This is a genomic window from Nocardia sp. NPDC056100, from assembly GCF_042266325.1.
In the GTDB taxonomy this organism is placed as follows: domain Bacteria; phylum Actinomycetota; class Actinomycetes; order Mycobacteriales; family Mycobacteriaceae; genus Nocardia.
On the sequence record NZ_JBHJVY010000001.1, the window covers coordinates 978,171 to 993,548 of the forward strand.

Below are 15,378 nucleotides of genomic sequence, written 5' to 3' on the forward strand. Positions count from 1 at the left end.
GCGAACATCATGCGGAACCGGCGGGCTCGAGGATCGCGTCATCCGGGCGGGACCGGTCTTGCCCGGACCCCGCAGGAGCGAAGGACGACAGAGCCGACAGGCGTTGATCGATCAGGGCCAGCACGACTCGCACCGCGCGGGAGTCGGCCAGCGCGCGGGCTCGCCGGAGGGTGGTTCGCGCGAGTGCCGTGTGACCCGTGGCCGCGTGGGTATCGGCGAGATCGATCAGGGCCGCGAGCAGCTCCGGGACGGACTCGCCGCATTCGAGATATGCGACCGCGCGACAGAGCGATTCGGAGGTGGTCTGGTCCGCCGCGGCCAGGGCGACCGCGCGCCAGGCCCGGCCCAGGGCGACCGGGGTGTTCAGGCGGATGGCCAGTTCGAGTTCCTCGGCGGCCAGGCGGCGGGCCTCGTCCAGCTCGCCCAGCGCACTGAGTTGCAGGGCGGCCGAACTGCGCCAGGGTAGGTGGGAGGGATTGTGCTGCTGCCAGGCGGCCAGACGGCGACCGCAGTCCAGGAAATGACCGGCGGCCTCGCGCGAGCGGCCCTGCGCGGCGCACAGCATGGCGCGCACGTAGGTGACCGTAATCCATTCCCAGGACTCGGAATTGGCGTGGATGTGGGCGGGTTCGAGCAAGCGGTCGGCCTCCTCGATGCGCCCGGCTCCGAGCAGCGCCGCGGCGTAGAGGGCGACCAGCCCGGCCGGACGCCGGACCGACGCGGGGGCGGCCACGGCCACCAGCGCGCAGGTCCGTGCGGCCTCGGCGTAACGGGCCTGGCGCAGCAGCACTTCGGTGTGCAGCATGAGCCGATAGGTGTCAAGCATGCCGAAGTACCTGTCATCGCCCTGACCGGTGAGCTGACCGGCGAGGGTCACCTCATCGGTCCACAGCGCGATATGGGCCTGGATGCCGAGCAGCTCGGGCGGGATGTATTCCCCCGTCGTCCCACCCGCCGCGGCTTCGAAGCGTGACCGCGCCTCGTGCGCCGAAATACGCACGGCCACAAGGTCATCGATCGCGAGCACGGCCTCGGTCACCGCATCGGGCGCGGCTTCCGCGCGGGTGCGCGCGAGGTATGCGTTCCACGCCCGCGAGGTCAGCCCGGTAACCATCCAGCGCGAGGCCCGCAGCGTCCGCGCGGCCTCGGGATCATGACCGGCGGTCTCGGCGATCACCTCGTCCAGCAGTGCCTCGGCATCCTGCGTCTGCCCCGAGGTGACCAGCGTCCACGCGAGCGGAATCAACGCCGTCGGAGCCACTTTCGCGGCCCGCTGCCCCATCAGCGCCCGCTCGAAGTACGCCCGCGCCGCCACCGGATCGGTCCACTGCTTGACCAGCCCGAGCCGCACTCCGATCTCATCACGCTGTTCCGGCGCGCATACCCGCTGCGCCACTTCGAGATACCCGATCGCCTCCGGAAGCTCCAGCGCCCGAACAGCTTCCGCCCCCGCGTCCACCAGCGTGGGCACCCACTCCGCCCACCGCTCCCCCGACAACTCCCGCAGATACCGCGCCGCCACCCGACTGTCCCCGGTCAGCACCGCCGCACGCTGGGCCGCCGCCGCCAGCATGCCCTGCACCTCTTCGCGTGTGCACAATCGGCGCAAGGTATTGGCGGGCAACGCATGCCGCAGCCGAGACAGCTCCGGCGCACCACCGGATACGGCCGTCGGATGAGCCGCGCCCCCGCCGACCGGCCGCTGATGCACACCGACCGCCGAGGCCGACGTGCGAGCCGAGTCGTACCCCGGATACCCCTCGGCCTCGTCGACCGCTGTGCCGTGGCGCGGCCGAGGCGGAGCCGTAATGCCGTGAGCCATCAGTGTGCCGCAGCTGTCCCGGAATTCGCTGTCGGACTGGCCGCAGGCGGCGGCCACCACCTCCGGCGGTGCGGCGTACTCGTGGAGCACCGCGATCGCGCGGAGCGCTCGGACCGTGGCCGGTGCGAGCTGATCGAGTTGCCGGCGAACCGCGCGCGTGTAGTTTCCGTTCGCAAGATACTCCGGAACGCACGGCGGATCATCCAGCAGGGCAAGGTCTTTCAGCAGCGCGGTGACCAGCACCGGAGAGCCGCCGGTGGCCCGATGAATGTCAAGCGCGAACCGGCCGCCGGGGATTCCCAGCACCCGCTCGGCCAGCGCCGCGATTTCGGCGGCACCCAGTACGCCCGGTCGAATGGTCGCCGGCGCCGGGGATTCCCGTAAATCGATCGCCTCGGAGGTGGAGGATCGATACCGCGCACTTTCATCACTCGATGCAACGGTCGCGGGAACCGGGGACGCGGTAACTCCCGCCGTGCCGTCGTTGGGCCGACGGGACAGCACAGCCGGGAACAAGTCTGGCGACGACGGATGGCGGGTGGGGCTCGGGATCGGTTGTCCGGCAAGGATGCTGGTTTGCAGGGTGCGAAGGTCATTGCCCGGTTCGACGCCGAGGGTGTCGATCAGGGCGCGGCGGGTGCGGGTGTAGACCTCGAGGGCTTCGGAGCGGCGGCCCTGGCGGACCAGGGCGCGCATGAGGAGTTCGGCGGCGCGTTCGCGGAGCGGGTGTTCGCCGACCAGGGGGCGCAGGCGGTCCAGGACCCGGTCGGTGCGGCCGAGCATGGAGGCCACGAAGAGGCTTTCCTCCAGGGCGGAGAGGTAGCGCTCGCGGAGCACCGCGCGCTGGGCGGAGGCCGCCGGGCCGGGCAGTCCGGCCAGGGGTTCGCCCGAACACAGCGGTAGCGCGTGGGTGTAGAGCTGGTCCGCGGTCTGCCAATCCCCTTGGGCGCGAGCGTGTTCCGCCCGTGCGACCAGGGCGTCGAAGATTCCGGCGTCGACCTGGTCATCGGTGATCCGCAATTGGTACCCGCCATGTCCGGACAGCAGCACTCGCGGTTCGGCGCGGGGTGCGCGGTCGGGTTCGAGGACGCGGCGCAGGGCGGAGATGTGGGTTTGGATCAAACCGGTGCCGCTGGCGGGGACATCGCCGTCGTAGAGGCCGTCGAGCAGTACGGTCGCGGGCACCCAGCGCCCGCGGCGCAGGGCCAGTGCGGCCAGCAGCGCACAGCGCTGCGGCGGACCCGAGGGCACGGGTTGATCGTCGCGGAGCACCTCGACACCGTTGAGCAGGTTGATGCGAATTGTCGCCATTGTCTTGCGCCTTGCGCCCGGCCGGGGGCTTCCTTCCTCCGCATAGCTGCCGCTTCTCGAACTCGCACAGCGTAGTCAGTCGCATGACCGGTTCCGCCGCCCCGCCCGCGCACCGAACCAGCGCATATACCGCTGACCTGGCCGTTCTGAATCCATCCAGAGCATTTTCAGTGACCGAGAACATGGTTTGCCCGGCGCCGGGTTTCCGGCGCGTTCGCGAAACGAGAAGGGCTGCGGTCGATGAACCACGACTACATCATCGTCGGCGCCGGTTCGGCGGGTGTGGTGCTGGCCCGGCGGCTGGTCGACGCCGGTCACCGGGTGCTGCTGTTGGAAGCCGGTCCGGCCGATACGAATCCGGCCATCCACGATCCGGTCCGGTCGATCGAACTGTGGGGCAGTGCGGTGGATTGGGGCTTCAGCACCGAACCGCAGACCCATGCCGACGGGCGACGGCTGCCCTGGCCGCGCGGTAGGACGCTCGGCGGCAGCAGTGCCTTCAACGGCATGATCTATGTGCGCGGTATCGCCGCGGACTATGACGCCTGGGCGTATCAGGGTGCGGCGGGCTGGGATTGGCGGGGCGTGGAGCCCTACTTCCGGCGGCTCGAACATTTCGAGGGCGGACCCGACGGCGGTCGCGGTATCGACGGACCGCTCTGGGTGCAGCGCAATCCGGGACCGAACGCCCTTGTCAAAGCCTGGGTGGAGGCGGCCGGACAGTACGGGCTGCCGTTCAACGAGGATTACAACAGCGGCGATATCACCGGTGTCAGCTACACCCAGCACACCATTCGCGATCATCGGCGGCAGAGCACCTGGGTGGGCTACGGGCAGCCCATCGCCGGGAACCCGAACCTGACGGTGGTCACCGGAGCGCATGCCACCCGGGTGCTGTTCGAACAGGACCGCGCGGTGGGCGTCGAATATCTGGTGGACGGGGTGGCGCATACCGCGCACGCGGACGCCGAGGTCGTCCTGTCCGCCGGGGTGCTGGGATCGCCGCAGCTGCTGATGCTCTCGGGCCTCGGTCCGGCCGAACACCTCCGGTCGTTCGGTCTGCGGGTGCGCACCGATCTGCCCGGGGTCGGCCGGAACCTCCAGGATCACTGGTCCAGCCCGCTCATCTGGCGTGCCACCGGGCCGACCCCGGAGTGGTCCGCGCAGGGCCTGGAGGCGCATCTGTTCACCGCCACGCGCCCCGGATTGATCGCCCCGGATATCCAGCCGCTATTCCTGTCCTGGGTCTATCCGCTGCCCGATCGCGCACTGCCCGAGCACGGATTCTCGGCGGTCGCACAGCTGTTGCATCCGTACAGCCGTGGCGAAATGCGTTTGCGCTCGGCCGATCCCACGATCGCGCCGAGCTACGACCCGAAGGTCTTCTCCGATCCGCGCGATCTCGAGACCCTGGTGGACAATCTCGAATTGCTGCGCGAGATCGCCGCCCAGGACGCGCTACGCGAATGGACGGACGGTGAGGCGGTACCCGGACCCGCGGTGCGCACCCGGGAGCAGTTGCGCGATCACGCCCGCGCGACCGTGGTCAGCGGACATCACCAGATCGGCACGGCGCGTATGGGTCTGGACGCGCTCGCGGTCGTCGACCCCGAACTGCGGGTGCACGGCGTACACGGCTTGCGGGTGGTCGACGCGTCCGTCATGCCCGCACTGCCAAGCGGAAACACCAACGGCCCCACCATTATGATCGCCGAGAAGGCCGCCGATCTCATGCTCGGCCGGACCGCCGCATGAGCCTGACGATCACCGCATCGGTCGCCCGCGACAACGCGGCCGAATTCAGCGTGGAGCGGCTCGAACTCGAAGATCCGCGGCCGGACGAGATGCTGGTCCGCTATATCGCTTCCGGACTGTGCCATACCGATCTGGAAGCGGCGCGCGGCACCGTGCCGACGCCGCGACCGGTCGTGCTGGGGCATGAGGGAGCCGGGGAGGTAGTGGCCGTCGGTTCGGCGGTCAGCGGCTTCCGGCCCGGTGATCGGGTGCTGCTGAGCCTGGATTCCTGTGGCCTGTGCGGGAATTGCCTGGCCGGGCAGCCCGCCTACTGCGTTCGCCATATTCCGCTCAACTTCCATGCCGTCCGCTCGGACGGATCGGTGGGGTTGCGCGATGCCGACGGCGAGCCGGTGCACGATCACTTCTTCGGCCAGTCCTCGCACGCCACCTACGGTTTGGTGCATCCGCGCGGTGCGGTGAAGGTCGATCCTCAGCTGCCTCTCGAGGTGCTCGCGCCCATGGGCTGCGGTGTCATCACCGGTGCGGGCGCGGTGCTGAACTCGCTGCGGGTACAGGCGGGCAGTACGGTCGCGGTCTTCGGTGCGGGGGCGGTCGGGCTCAGTGCCCTGATGGCGGCCGAGGTCGCCGGGGCGGCGCGCATTATCGTCGTCGATCGCAATGTCGAGCGGCTGTCCCTCGCAACGGATCTGGGTGCGACCGACACCATCGACGCCGATGTCGAGGATCCCGCCGCCGCGATTCGGGAACTCACCCGCGGGCGCGGCGTCGACTTCGCGGTGGAGTCGACCGGCGTGGTGCAGGTGATGAATACCGCCGTCGAGGTCCTCGCGCCACTCGGGTCGGCCGCCATTCTCGGCGTGACCGCGCCGGATGCGGCCATGCGCGCCAATGTCTTCGAACTGCTCAAGGGCCGCACCGTCACCGGATCGGTGATGGGCCATCAGGCCCCGGCGGTGCTGATCCCGCGCCTGCTCAACCTCTTCCAGGCGGGCCGATTCCCGATCGGCCGCATGATCCGCACCTATCCGTTGGCGCAGATCAACAGCGCCGTCGCGGACGTACGCGCCGGAAAAACAGTCAAAGCCGTTCTCACACCCTGACATTCCCGAAAGGACAGCCATGTCTCACACCCCCGACATCCTCATTGTCGGTGGCGGTTCCGCCGGTGCGGTGCTCGCCGCCCGGCTCAGCGAGAATCCGGAGCGACGGGTTCTGCTGCTGGAGGCCGGACCCGCGTATCCCGCGACGGGGTATCCGGAATCTGTTGCCGCCAGCGACATTCTGGGCGGATACACCGGACACGATTGGGGTTATGCCTCCGAGCCCGGCGTCATCGGCCATCCGGTGCATGCGTACCGGGGCAAGGTGCTCGGCGGCAGTTCCGCCGTCAATGGGTCGGTCGTGGCCCGTGCCCTGCCCGCGGACTTCGACCGCTGGGCCGCACGCGGCCTGACGGGCTGGTCATTCGAGGAAGTCCTGCCCAGCTTCCGCGCGCTCGAGCGCACCGATGCGGGTGACGAGCATTGGCACGGGCGCGGCGGACCGCTGCCGGTGCATCAGCTCGATCGTGCCGAATTGAGCGATATGCAAAGGGCTTTCGTCGATGCCGCGCTCGCGATCGGCATTCCGGCGACCGAGGATTTCAATGGTCCGCAGCCCTACGGCGTCGCGCCGTACGCCATGAATGTGGCGGACGGGGTGCGGGTCAATACCGGCATGGCCTATCTCACCGATGCCGTGCGCGCCCGGCCGAATCTGGAGATCCGGGCGGATACGCTCGTGGATCGCGTGCTGTTCGAGCAGGGCGACGCCGCGCAGGCGCGAGGAGTACTGCTGGCCGACGGCTCCGAGCTGATCGCCGGTGAGGTGATTCTGAGCGCGGGCGCCTACGGTTCCGCCGCCATCCTGCTGCGCTCCGGTATCGGTCCGGCCGAAGACCTTGCCGCACTGGATATCCCGATCGTCGCCGATCTTCCGGTCGGGCGTACGCTCTATGACCACCCGTTCTACTACAACGCCTATGCCGCCCATCCCGATCGGATCGGCGGCGCGCATCCGGTCATCGGGGCCAAGGTCTGGACCGCGAGTTCGGACGCGGCCGCGGGTGAATTGGATCTGCACATCACCGCCACCCACCTGATCGATCAGAGCATGAGTCCGACCGGTGCGGCGTTCGTACTGGCGGTCGCCCTGACCCGGCCGCATTCGCGTGGATCGCTGACCCTGCGCAGCCGTGATCCCCTCGACGCGCCGCGCATCGACCTGAACTTCCTGGCCGAACCCGCCGATCGCAAGCGCCTGCTCGAGGGCATCGCATTGAGCCGCCGGATCGGGGCCACCGCACCGCTGTCCGATCTCATCGATCACGAAATGGCCCCGGGTGCAACGGCTCTCGGCGACGCCGACGTGGAGGCCGCGATGCTGGCCACCCTCGACACCTACCACCACCCGAGCTCCACCGCACCGATGGGCGGAGCCGATGACCCGGACGCGGTGGTGGATCGCCTGGGCGGGGTGCGCGGGGTGCGGAAGCTGCGCGTGGTGGACGCGTCCATCCTTCCCGACGCGGTCTCCGCGGCCACCAACGCCACCGTGATCATGGCCGCCGAACATATCGCCGCACAGCTGTAATCACCTGCCCAGCAACCATATTCAGGAGACTCAGTGACCAACGATCGACTTCCGCACGCCCGCAACTGGATCGACGGAGCCTGGCACGAGGGCACCGCCACCGGCACCTCGTACAGCCCCGCGACGGGACAGCCGGTGGGCACCTTCGCCGAAGGCGGTGCGGCCGAGGCACAGGCCGCGATCACCGCCGCGCGCCGCGCCTTCCGCACCGGAACCTGGTCCCGGGACCGGGAATTGCGCGCCCGCGCCCTGTTCGAGATGGCCGACCGGATGGCAGAACGCCGCGATGAACTCGTCGCCCTGCTGGCCCGGGAGAATGGAAAGATCCTTGCGGAGGCCGCCTTCGAGGTGGATCTCAGCATTCCCAAGCTGCGCTACTACGGTGCGCTGGCACTGGCCGAATCGGGGCGCGCCGCCGAGGTCAAGCCCGGCCTGTACTCCATGACGCTCACCGAGGCCGCAGGTGTCGCCGGAGTGATCGCGCCGTGGAATTCGCCGGTGGTGCTGGCGGTGCGGTCCTTCGCACCGGCGCTGGCGGCGGGCTGCACGGTCGCGATGAAGCTGCCCGGTCAGACCGGGCTGGTCAACGGCCTGCTGTACGAGATCATCGCGGCCACCGAATCGCTGCCCGCCGGTGTGATGAACTGTTTCACCGAATCCGGCAATGACGGTGCGCCGCTGCTGGTTTCCTCGCCCGAGGTCGATGTCGTCAGTTACACCGGCAGCACCATGGTCGGGCGAATCATCATGCGCAATGCCGCCGATACGCTCAAGCCGCTATCGCTGGAGTTGGGCGGTAAGAGCCCGATGCTGGTGTTCGACGATGCCGATCTCGATGTCGTCGTCCCGGTGCTCACCAAGGCGATCACCACCTTCACCGGGCAGTTCTGCATGACCGGCAGTCGCATTCTGGCCCAGCGCGGTATCGCGGACGAGTTGCGCGATCGGATGGCGAAATCCCTTGCGGCGGTGCGGGTCGGCCCCGGTGACGATCCGGCCAGCGAGATGGGCCCGATGATCGATCGCGCCAATGCCGAGCGGGTGGATCGCACGGTCGCCGAGGCCGCCGAATACGCCACCATCGTGGAACGCGGCGGATTGCTGACCACCGGTCCCGACGCCTACTACCACCCCAGCTTGATCGAAGTGGCCGATCTGAACTCGCCCATCGTGCAGCACGAGGTGTTCGGGCCGGTCGCCACCTTCGAACGCTTCGACGATGAGGCCGAGGCCATCGCACGCGCCAATGCCACGGAATACGGTCTCGCCGCGAGCATTTGGACCCGCGATGTGGATCGCCCGCTGCGGGTCGGGCGGGAACTCCAGGCCGGGACGGTGTGGACCAATACCTGGGCGGTCGTGGTCGATCAGTTCGAGGAGGGCGGGTTCAAGCAGAGCGGTATGGGCCGCCTCAACGGGCTGCGCGGGCTCGGCGAGTTCCAGGAGATCAAGCATATGGTCCATCCCGCGCCCCGGGGATGATCAGCACCTGCGCGTGCCCGCGACCGGCGCGCTGGAAACAGGCGGTGGCCTCGGGCCTGGCCATCTTCCCGATCTCATTGCTCGGCAATGCCGTACTGGGTCCGCTGCTGGCCGGTGCGCCACTGGTGTTGCGCACCTTGGTTTTCACCGTGCTATTCAGCGTGCTCATGACCTTCGCGGCGCTCCCGGCCGTCAGCGGCCTGCTGCGCGGCTGGCTCGCCCCGCACCCCCATCCGGCGAACGAAGTACTTCACCATGACCACTGACAATGAGCTCACCGCAGAGGAATCGGCCGAACGCATGGCCGAACTGCTGCCCGCCGAACCGCATACGCGGCTGCTGCACAGTCGCGGCACGGCGGTGACGGGCGTCTTCCAGGCCGAGGACACCGCCGCCGAACTGACCGCGGCCGCGATATTCGCGGGCGGGCCGGTACCGGTGGTCGGGCGCTTCTCGGGTACCCGCGGCGATGCGCACGGCCATGACGCGCACACCGGCGATCAGGGACTCTCGGTGCGATTCGCACTGCATGGGGCACCGGTCGCGGATCTGACCGCGTTCACGCTGCCGGTGTTCTTCGTGCGCAATGGCGCGGACATGCTCGACTTCTTCGCCGCGATCGCACCCGATCCCGTTACCGGAGAACCGATACCGGGCGCGATGGCCGAGTTCACCGAACGGCATCCGGAGGCCGCTGCCGCGCTGGCGGCGGGCTCCGGGCTCGCACCCGCCAGCTATGTCTCGCAGCGGTACCACGCGATTCACGCGTTCGGCTTCCGCGCCCACGACGGCAGGCAGACCTGGGCGAGGCTGGAATGGCATCCGGAGGTGGGCCTGGCCGGACTGGATCCCTTTGCCGCGGGCCACTTTCCGGCCGATTACCTGGCTCGGGATCTCGCGCGGCGGCTACCGGCCCATTTCGGGCTGTACGCGCGGCTACCGGCGGACGGGGACGCGGTGCACGATCCGACCGCGCTCTGGGCGGATCCGCCGCGTCTGATCCGGCTGGGGCGTTTACGCCTGGACCACATCATCGACGACCACGACCTGGATTTCGATCCGCTGCGACTGCCCACCGGTATGACCGCCCCGCGCGATCAACTCGCCGCCGATCGATCCGCCATCTATACGGCGGCACGCCGCCGCCGCATTCGATAACCCATCGAAGGAGAACACCCATGACCATCGCCATTATCGGCACCGGCAATATCGGCCGCCGCCTCGCCTCCCATCTCACCGAGGGCGGGGTGGATATTCTGCTCGCCGGGCGAGAGCTGGATGAAACCCGTTCGCAGGCAGTGGATTTGGGTGCGCATGCCACCGCCGTCACCGTCGACGAGGCCGTCGACCGGGCCGATATCCTGATCCTGGCCGTCTGGTTCGACACCATCCGCGAACTCGTCGCCACCTACGGTGATCGACTGCACGGCAAGATCATCGTCGACCCGTCCAACCCCATCGCACCGGACGGGCAGGGCGGCTTCGTCAAGACCATCGGCGCGGACGAATCCTCCGGCCAGCTGCTGGCGGCCCTGCTGCCCGCGGACACCCGCCTGGTCAAGGCGTTCGGCACCCTGTCGGCCGAATCCCTCGACACCGCCGCCCGCTGCACCCCGGAACTCGCGGTGGCCTTCTACGCCACCGATGACGAGGCGGCGGGAACGGCGGTGGCCCAGTTGATTTCGGCCGCCGGTTTCGATCCGGTGCACGCCGGTGGCATCGACGCCTCCATTCGCCTCGAGGTCTTCGGCGACCTGCACGAATTCGGCGCACTCGGCCGCACGGTCAACCGGGCCGAGGCCGAGGCCGCACTCACGCAGCTCGCCGCGCACTGACCCGCTACCGGTTGTAGGGCTCCTCCTGCACCCAGCTGAATCCACGTTCCAAGAGCGGGAACGACTTCGGGTCGAGCTGGGTGAACCAGGCGTGGATGCGATGCCCGGCGTAATCGTCGGCATCGATGACCAGGCGACCGGGTCCCGGCCACCAATAGGTGAGCCGGACCCGGACCGGGGTCTCGGCGTAGGTTCCCAGTGCGATGCGGTTACCGAGATCGATGTGATGCTTCCTGGGATCTATTGTGCCGCCGTAGATCTCGAAGGAATCGTCCATATGCTGAATGGTCAGCATCAGCGGATCCGATACATGGAACGGCCGGTCGACTATCACCCTGCGCCAACGCAATTCGTCGGTGAGCAGGGGATCTCGGGCATACCCCTCGGAGGAGAACCCATCCACCCGGTAGATCCCGTACAGCTCCGGTGTGGGCGTCTGCCACTGCCGCCAGCTCTGCACACCGATCACCCCGAGCAGCAGCAGCCCCACCGCCACCTGCGCCACCAGCGCGATCCGGTTGGCCCGCAACGATTCGAACAGCGGGACCGGCCGGATCGCGGGCGGGACCCGGTCGGTGAACAGCACCGCGAACAGCCGCCGCGCATAGGGCGCGAGCAGAAACAGGCTCAACAGCAGGAACTGCGATGACACGGTCTTGAGCCGAATGTCATAGGTCATATTCAGCAGGAACACCTGCGTCATATCCACCGCGCACAACAGCGCCCCCGCCGCCGTGGCGCGCGGCACCAGCAATAACAACCCCGCCAGCAATTCGGCCGCGCCGAGCGCGATCTCATACGGCTGCGACACGCTGACCTGCGACCACAGCACACCCTCCGGGCTGAAGTTCCCGTACGGCTCGACCAGCCGATTCAATACGAACGGCATCTGCGTCGGAATCGCCTTCGCCATCCCGAAATAGAACATCGCCAGCGCCAGCACCAGCCGCAAATACACCCGCGACCACGCGAACAACTTCGGATACCGCCCCCTGCGCCGATCCAGCACCGACCACACCGCGGTCCCCACCCCCGCGACCACCACCATGAGAAACAAAGCGGCCCACTGGAACGCGCTGTCACTCCCCACCTGCGTGCCGACCACCCGCAACCCGAGCACATGCGCGGCGGTCCACTCGATCGGCGGCCGCACCCATCGCAGCACACTCACCACCGACGCCCACCCAGCGTCAATTCCCATGCCCGCCAACAGCACCGGCATCAACCCGAGCACGCCCGCCAGCCCGAACAATCCGAAATAACAGCATCCGAACCGAAACCCGATACGGGTCAGCGGATGCCAGCGTTCCTCGGGCGCACTGACCACATCGGTGTCCATGGACCCTCCCCCACGTCTGAACGCTGCGGATCGACCGTAGGGGTGGGTCCTTAAAGGAGGCCGGTGAGTTCGCTTAAGACTCGAAAGCGCGCCGGACTTCCTCGGGGTCGAAGGTCGTGGGGAGGCCGTGGCCGGGGACCAGGATCTTGGCGGGCTGATCGGCCAGGAGCAGGGCGCTGGCGCGGGTGCCGGACTCGTTGTGGTTGAAGAAGCCCGGGAGGAGTTGGAGTCCGGTATTCGGCAGGAGGGGGTGGCCGGTGACGAGGGTGTCACCGGAGAACAGGACGCCTTCGGAGGGCAGCAGGTAGGCGGTGTGGCCATCGGTGTGGCCGGGGGTGGGTACGGCGACGAGGCCGCCGGGGAGGGCGGCGAGCGTGGCTGCGTCGGCGGTGGTGGCCGAGGGGACGGACATGTTGATATGACCGAAGCAGGCTCGGACGGTGTGCGTGACCCAGCGGCGGCCGCGGGCGGAGCCGAGGCGTTTCACCATTTCCACCGGGGTGATCTGCTGGAGGTATTCACGTTTGGCGTGGCGTACTTCTTCGGGGCCGGTGTAGACGGGCATGCCCACCTGCTCGACGAGGGCGGGGATGCCGCCGATGTGGTCGAGGTGGGCGTGGGTGAGCAGCACGGCGGCGATATCGGAGAGTTGATGGCCGATCTGGCGGACCGAGTCCTGCAGGTCGGCCGCGTCGGCGGGGTAGCCCGCGTCGATAACGGTGACGCCGGAGCCGTCGGTGACCAGGGCCCAGTTGACATTGGTTCCGGCCACCACGTAGACGGAATCGGAAATCTGGTCGATCTTCACAAACGCCTCGCTCAGTTGGGGATTCGGTGTTCGATGACGCCGATGCCGTCGATTTCCAGCCGCAGCTCATCACCGGGGGCGAGCCAGCGCCCCAGTTCCATACCACTGCCGCCGGGGAGAGTACCACTGCACAGCAGTTCACCCGGGAAGAGCTGTTCGCCGCGCGAGACGTGAGCGATAGCCTCGGCCATCGAGTACTTCATGGCGTGAGTTCCGGTGTGCGAGATGACATTTCCATTGATGCTCACCGTGGCCGTGAGCTGATCCAGGTGATCGGCAAGCGCCGCTCCCACGACGGCCGTCGACGATATGGACGTCGCGAAATGCTTGGAACGCTGCGGCCCGAAACCCGAACGCATCTCCGCCAATTGGACGTCGCGGGCGGAGAAGTCATTGACCACCACCACGGCGGCGATGGCGGCGGCCGCCTGGTCGACGGTGGCATCACGCAACGGGGCGCCCAGGACGACGCCGAGTTCGAGCTCGAAATCCAGTGCGCGACTGTAGGAAGGCGGGGCGACGGGCGTTCCGGAGGGAACAATGGTCAGCGCGTTGGACATGTAGTAGATCGGCTCGCGGTACCACAGCGCGTTCGGGCGGAACGGCGGGAAGGTGCGACGGGTCACCGTCTCGTACGCCGTGGCGATGCGGTGCGCGGCGGGCAGGAATCGTGCGGCCATACCGCGCGCGGCATCGACGGCATGCTTTTCGAAGACCATGAAATCGCGGAACGACGCCGGGCACACCGGTAGCACGGTCGCACCGTCGGGCAGGCCGAGCAGGTCGTAGCGGGCGATCTCGAATTCGGCGCTGAACGCGGGCGGAATCACGGAAATCCCACCGGCGCTGTCGTTTTCATCGACGCCGCGCCATCCGTCACCGGTATCGATCTGGGTGTCGATGCGATTGTCGGCACGGTTGAGAACGCGGCGGATGCGCGGCGGCGGAGTCGTCGTCATACCGCCCATCATGCGACCTCGACGGCGATCGGGGCGGTCAAGTGGTCGCGCAGGAAGGTCGCCGACAGCGCCGACCAGTGCTCGGCATTGCCCATGGCGCAGTGGTCGTCATCGGCGTAGAGCACCAATTGCGCGTTGGGTGCGCCGATGGCGATATCGATCGAATCCTGTGTACTGGCCAGCGTGTCTCGCGCGCCGTTGATCACCAATAGCGGGATGTCGATGCGCCGATACAGCTGCGCCAGTGAGAGTTTCGCGAGCTCGCGAGTCAGTTCGAGGGTACCGCGCGTGCCCAGGGTGGAATTCAATGTCGAGATCATGATCTCGGGCATCCCGATCGAATTCAGTGCGCCGAAACTGCGATGGCTGAGCGGGCCGTTGGACACCGCCACCCGCAGCCGCGGATCGACCGCCGCCATGCGGGTGGACCAGTAGCCCCCGAAACTGAAGCCCATCATGCCGATTCGATCGGCATCGATCCGCGCATCGGCGGATAGGTGGTCGATGACCGTGGAGTACGCGCGCTCGGCCGCGTCCGAGAGCCGGACGCGATAGGAATACGTGCCGGGCATCTCCATCACGAATATGCCCAGCCTCGCCGCGCGCTGGGCGAGCAGCGGCAGCAGCACCTCGGCGATCGTGCCCTCCAGCCCATTGGTGACCAGTACGGTCGGTACGCGATCGGAACCGCTGGGCAGCAATAGGATTCCGCGCACCTCATCGCCGTCGATCGGAATGCGCACCACTTCGGCGGTCAGGCCCATTGCCGGGGCCAGCGCGAGGACCAGCACTTCACCCAGGCGATGCGAGCGCTCATAGGCGAGCAGCCGGCGCGGACTCCAGCCCGGCCAGGCGGCGACGAACTCGTAGACCAGCGCCTTGATCAACCCGTCGATCGCGATCGCGGCATCGGCCGCATCAGGTTGCGCGGCGCAAAACCGTTGCACCGCATCGGGATCGGCGACCGCGCCACGATCGGCCAGGATCGTCACCGCCGGGGCGAGCAATGCGCCGAGGGCACGCAAATCGACGGCCGCGCCCGGATCGAGCAGTTGCGCCGAGCCGGGCGCGCCGAGTCGGGCTAGCGCCGTGTCGGCTCGCGCTAGCTGTTCACCCGCGAAGCCCTCCCAATACCCGGCCCATCGCGCATCGTCGAAGGATCGGCATCCGGCCAGTTGGCGGGCGAACTCCTGCGCCCGAAACCCGCCGAGATGGGTGAACCGGTCCGCGAACAATCGGGGCAGGAACGGCGCGACGCCCCTGCGGTGGGCCGCCCGTTCGGTGGTGTGGGTCATCGCGTGCGCGGTAATTCGAACTCGTTCACCGATCTCCGACAACGTCATCGTTGTACCTCTCGCCGCAAGCGTAATAGCGGAATGTTCCGCTTTAGCGAGAGTAGACAGCCGGAATGAGCAAAAGCAAGAAGTTCTGCT

The 15,378-nt window shown here is 68.0% G+C and carries 12 protein-coding genes; 7 read left to right on the top strand and 5 right to left on the bottom strand.

The annotated features are described in order from the left end of the window. Nucleotides 1-7: 7 nt before the first annotated feature. Nucleotides 8-3,133 carry a BTAD domain-containing putative transcriptional regulator gene (locus ACFC0O_RS04470; protein ID WP_375953771.1) on the bottom strand — a complete coding sequence of 1,042 codons (3,126 nt, stop codon included), beginning with the start codon at nucleotides 3,131-3,133 and terminating at the stop codon, nucleotides 8-10. Between the two features lie 240 nt (nucleotides 3,134-3,373). Here ACFC0O_RS04470 and ACFC0O_RS04475 point away from each other — a divergent pair, with 240 nt between their 5' ends. From ACFC0O_RS04475 to ACFC0O_RS04505, 7 genes are read left to right on the top strand one after another with little or no spacing between them, the layout of a single operon-like run. Beyond that, nucleotides 3,374-4,888: a GMC family oxidoreductase gene (locus ACFC0O_RS04475; protein WP_375953773.1), complete on the top strand. Its 1,515-nt coding sequence runs from the start codon at nucleotides 3,374-3,376 to the stop codon at nucleotides 4,886-4,888. Further along, nucleotides 4,885-5,991, top strand: a complete 1,107-nt coding sequence (locus ACFC0O_RS04480; RefSeq protein ID WP_375953775.1) for an NAD(P)-dependent alcohol dehydrogenase — start codon at nucleotides 4,885-4,887, stop codon at nucleotides 5,989-5,991. The genes ACFC0O_RS04475 and ACFC0O_RS04480 overlap by 4 nt, the downstream gene beginning before the upstream one ends. A gap of 19 nt (nucleotides 5,992-6,010) precedes the next feature. Then, entirely contained in the window at nucleotides 6,011-7,522 is a 1,512-nt protein-coding gene (locus ACFC0O_RS04485; protein ID WP_375953777.1) for a GMC family oxidoreductase, read from the top strand. 33 nt (nucleotides 7,523-7,555) lie between these two features. Continuing rightward, complete coding sequence (locus ACFC0O_RS04490; RefSeq protein WP_375953779.1) at nucleotides 7,556-9,004, top strand: aldehyde dehydrogenase family protein; 1,449 nt, start codon at nucleotides 7,556-7,558, stop codon at nucleotides 9,002-9,004. Between the two features lie 44 nt (nucleotides 9,005-9,048). Next, nucleotides 9,049-9,270, top strand: a complete 222-nt coding sequence (locus tag ACFC0O_RS04495; protein ID WP_375953781.1) for a hypothetical protein — start codon at nucleotides 9,049-9,051, stop codon at nucleotides 9,268-9,270. Beyond that, nucleotides 9,260-10,162 (top strand): catalase, encoded by a 903-nt coding sequence (locus ACFC0O_RS04500; protein ID WP_375953783.1) that lies wholly within the window; start codon nucleotides 9,260-9,262, stop codon nucleotides 10,160-10,162. Before ACFC0O_RS04495 ends, ACFC0O_RS04500 begins: the two co-directional genes overlap by 11 nt. Nucleotides 10,163-10,182: 20 nt before the next feature. Continuing rightward, nucleotides 10,183-10,839, top strand: a complete 657-nt coding sequence (locus tag ACFC0O_RS04505) for an NADPH-dependent F420 reductase (protein WP_375953785.1) — start codon at nucleotides 10,183-10,185, stop codon at nucleotides 10,837-10,839. A gap of 4 nt (nucleotides 10,840-10,843) precedes the next feature. Here ACFC0O_RS04505 and ACFC0O_RS04510 read toward each other — a convergent pair whose 3' ends face one another. The 4 genes from ACFC0O_RS04510 to ACFC0O_RS04525 form a co-directional block, all read right to left on the bottom strand. After that, nucleotides 10,844-12,178 carry a DoxX family protein gene (locus ACFC0O_RS04510; protein WP_375953787.1) on the bottom strand — a complete coding sequence of 445 codons (1,335 nt, stop codon included), beginning with the start codon at nucleotides 12,176-12,178 and terminating at the stop codon, nucleotides 10,844-10,846. Between the two features lie 73 nt (nucleotides 12,179-12,251). Continuing rightward, complete coding sequence (locus ACFC0O_RS04515; protein WP_375953789.1) at nucleotides 12,252-12,986, bottom strand: MBL fold metallo-hydrolase; 735 nt, start codon at nucleotides 12,984-12,986, stop codon at nucleotides 12,252-12,254. A gap of 11 nt (nucleotides 12,987-12,997) precedes the next feature. Beyond that, nucleotides 12,998-13,945 carry a fumarylacetoacetate hydrolase family protein gene (locus ACFC0O_RS04520; protein ID WP_375953791.1) on the bottom strand — a complete coding sequence of 316 codons (948 nt, stop codon included), beginning with the start codon at nucleotides 13,943-13,945 and terminating at the stop codon, nucleotides 12,998-13,000. A gap of 8 nt (nucleotides 13,946-13,953) precedes the next feature. After that, on the bottom strand, nucleotides 13,954-15,288 hold the full coding sequence (locus tag ACFC0O_RS04525) for an alpha/beta hydrolase family protein (RefSeq protein WP_375953793.1): 1,335 nt from the start codon (nucleotides 15,286-15,288) through the stop codon (nucleotides 13,954-13,956). Nucleotides 15,289-15,378: the final 90 nt, after the last annotated feature.

Excerpts from the sequence above, each read along its gene's own strand:
- ACFC0O_RS04470 (WP_375953771.1), bottom strand. The coding sequence starts at position 3,133 with ATGGCGACAATTCGCATCAACCTGCTCAACGGTGTCGAGGTGCTCCGC.
- ACFC0O_RS04475 (WP_375953773.1), top strand. The coding sequence starts at position 3,374 with ATGAACCACGACTACATCATCGTCGGCGCCGGTTCGGCGGGTGTGGTG.
- ACFC0O_RS04480 (WP_375953775.1), top strand. The coding sequence starts at position 4,885 with ATGAGCCTGACGATCACCGCATCGGTCGCCCGCGACAACGCGGCCGAA.
- ACFC0O_RS04485 (WP_375953777.1), top strand. The coding sequence starts at position 6,011 with ATGTCTCACACCCCCGACATCCTCATTGTCGGTGGCGGTTCCGCCGGT.
- ACFC0O_RS04500 (WP_375953783.1), top strand. The coding sequence starts at position 9,260 with ATGACCACTGACAATGAGCTCACCGCAGAGGAATCGGCCGAACGCATG.
- ACFC0O_RS04505 (WP_375953785.1), top strand. The coding sequence starts at position 10,183 with ATGACCATCGCCATTATCGGCACCGGCAATATCGGCCGCCGCCTCGCC.
- ACFC0O_RS04510 (WP_375953787.1), bottom strand. The coding sequence starts at position 12,178 with ATGGACACCGATGTGGTCAGTGCGCCCGAGGAACGCTGGCATCCGCTG.
- ACFC0O_RS04520 (WP_375953791.1), bottom strand. The coding sequence starts at position 13,945 with ATGACGACGACTCCGCCGCCGCGCATCCGCCGCGTTCTCAACCGTGCC.
- ACFC0O_RS04525 (WP_375953793.1), bottom strand. The coding sequence starts at position 15,288 with ATGACGTTGTCGGAGATCGGTGAACGAGTTCGAATTACCGCGCACGCG.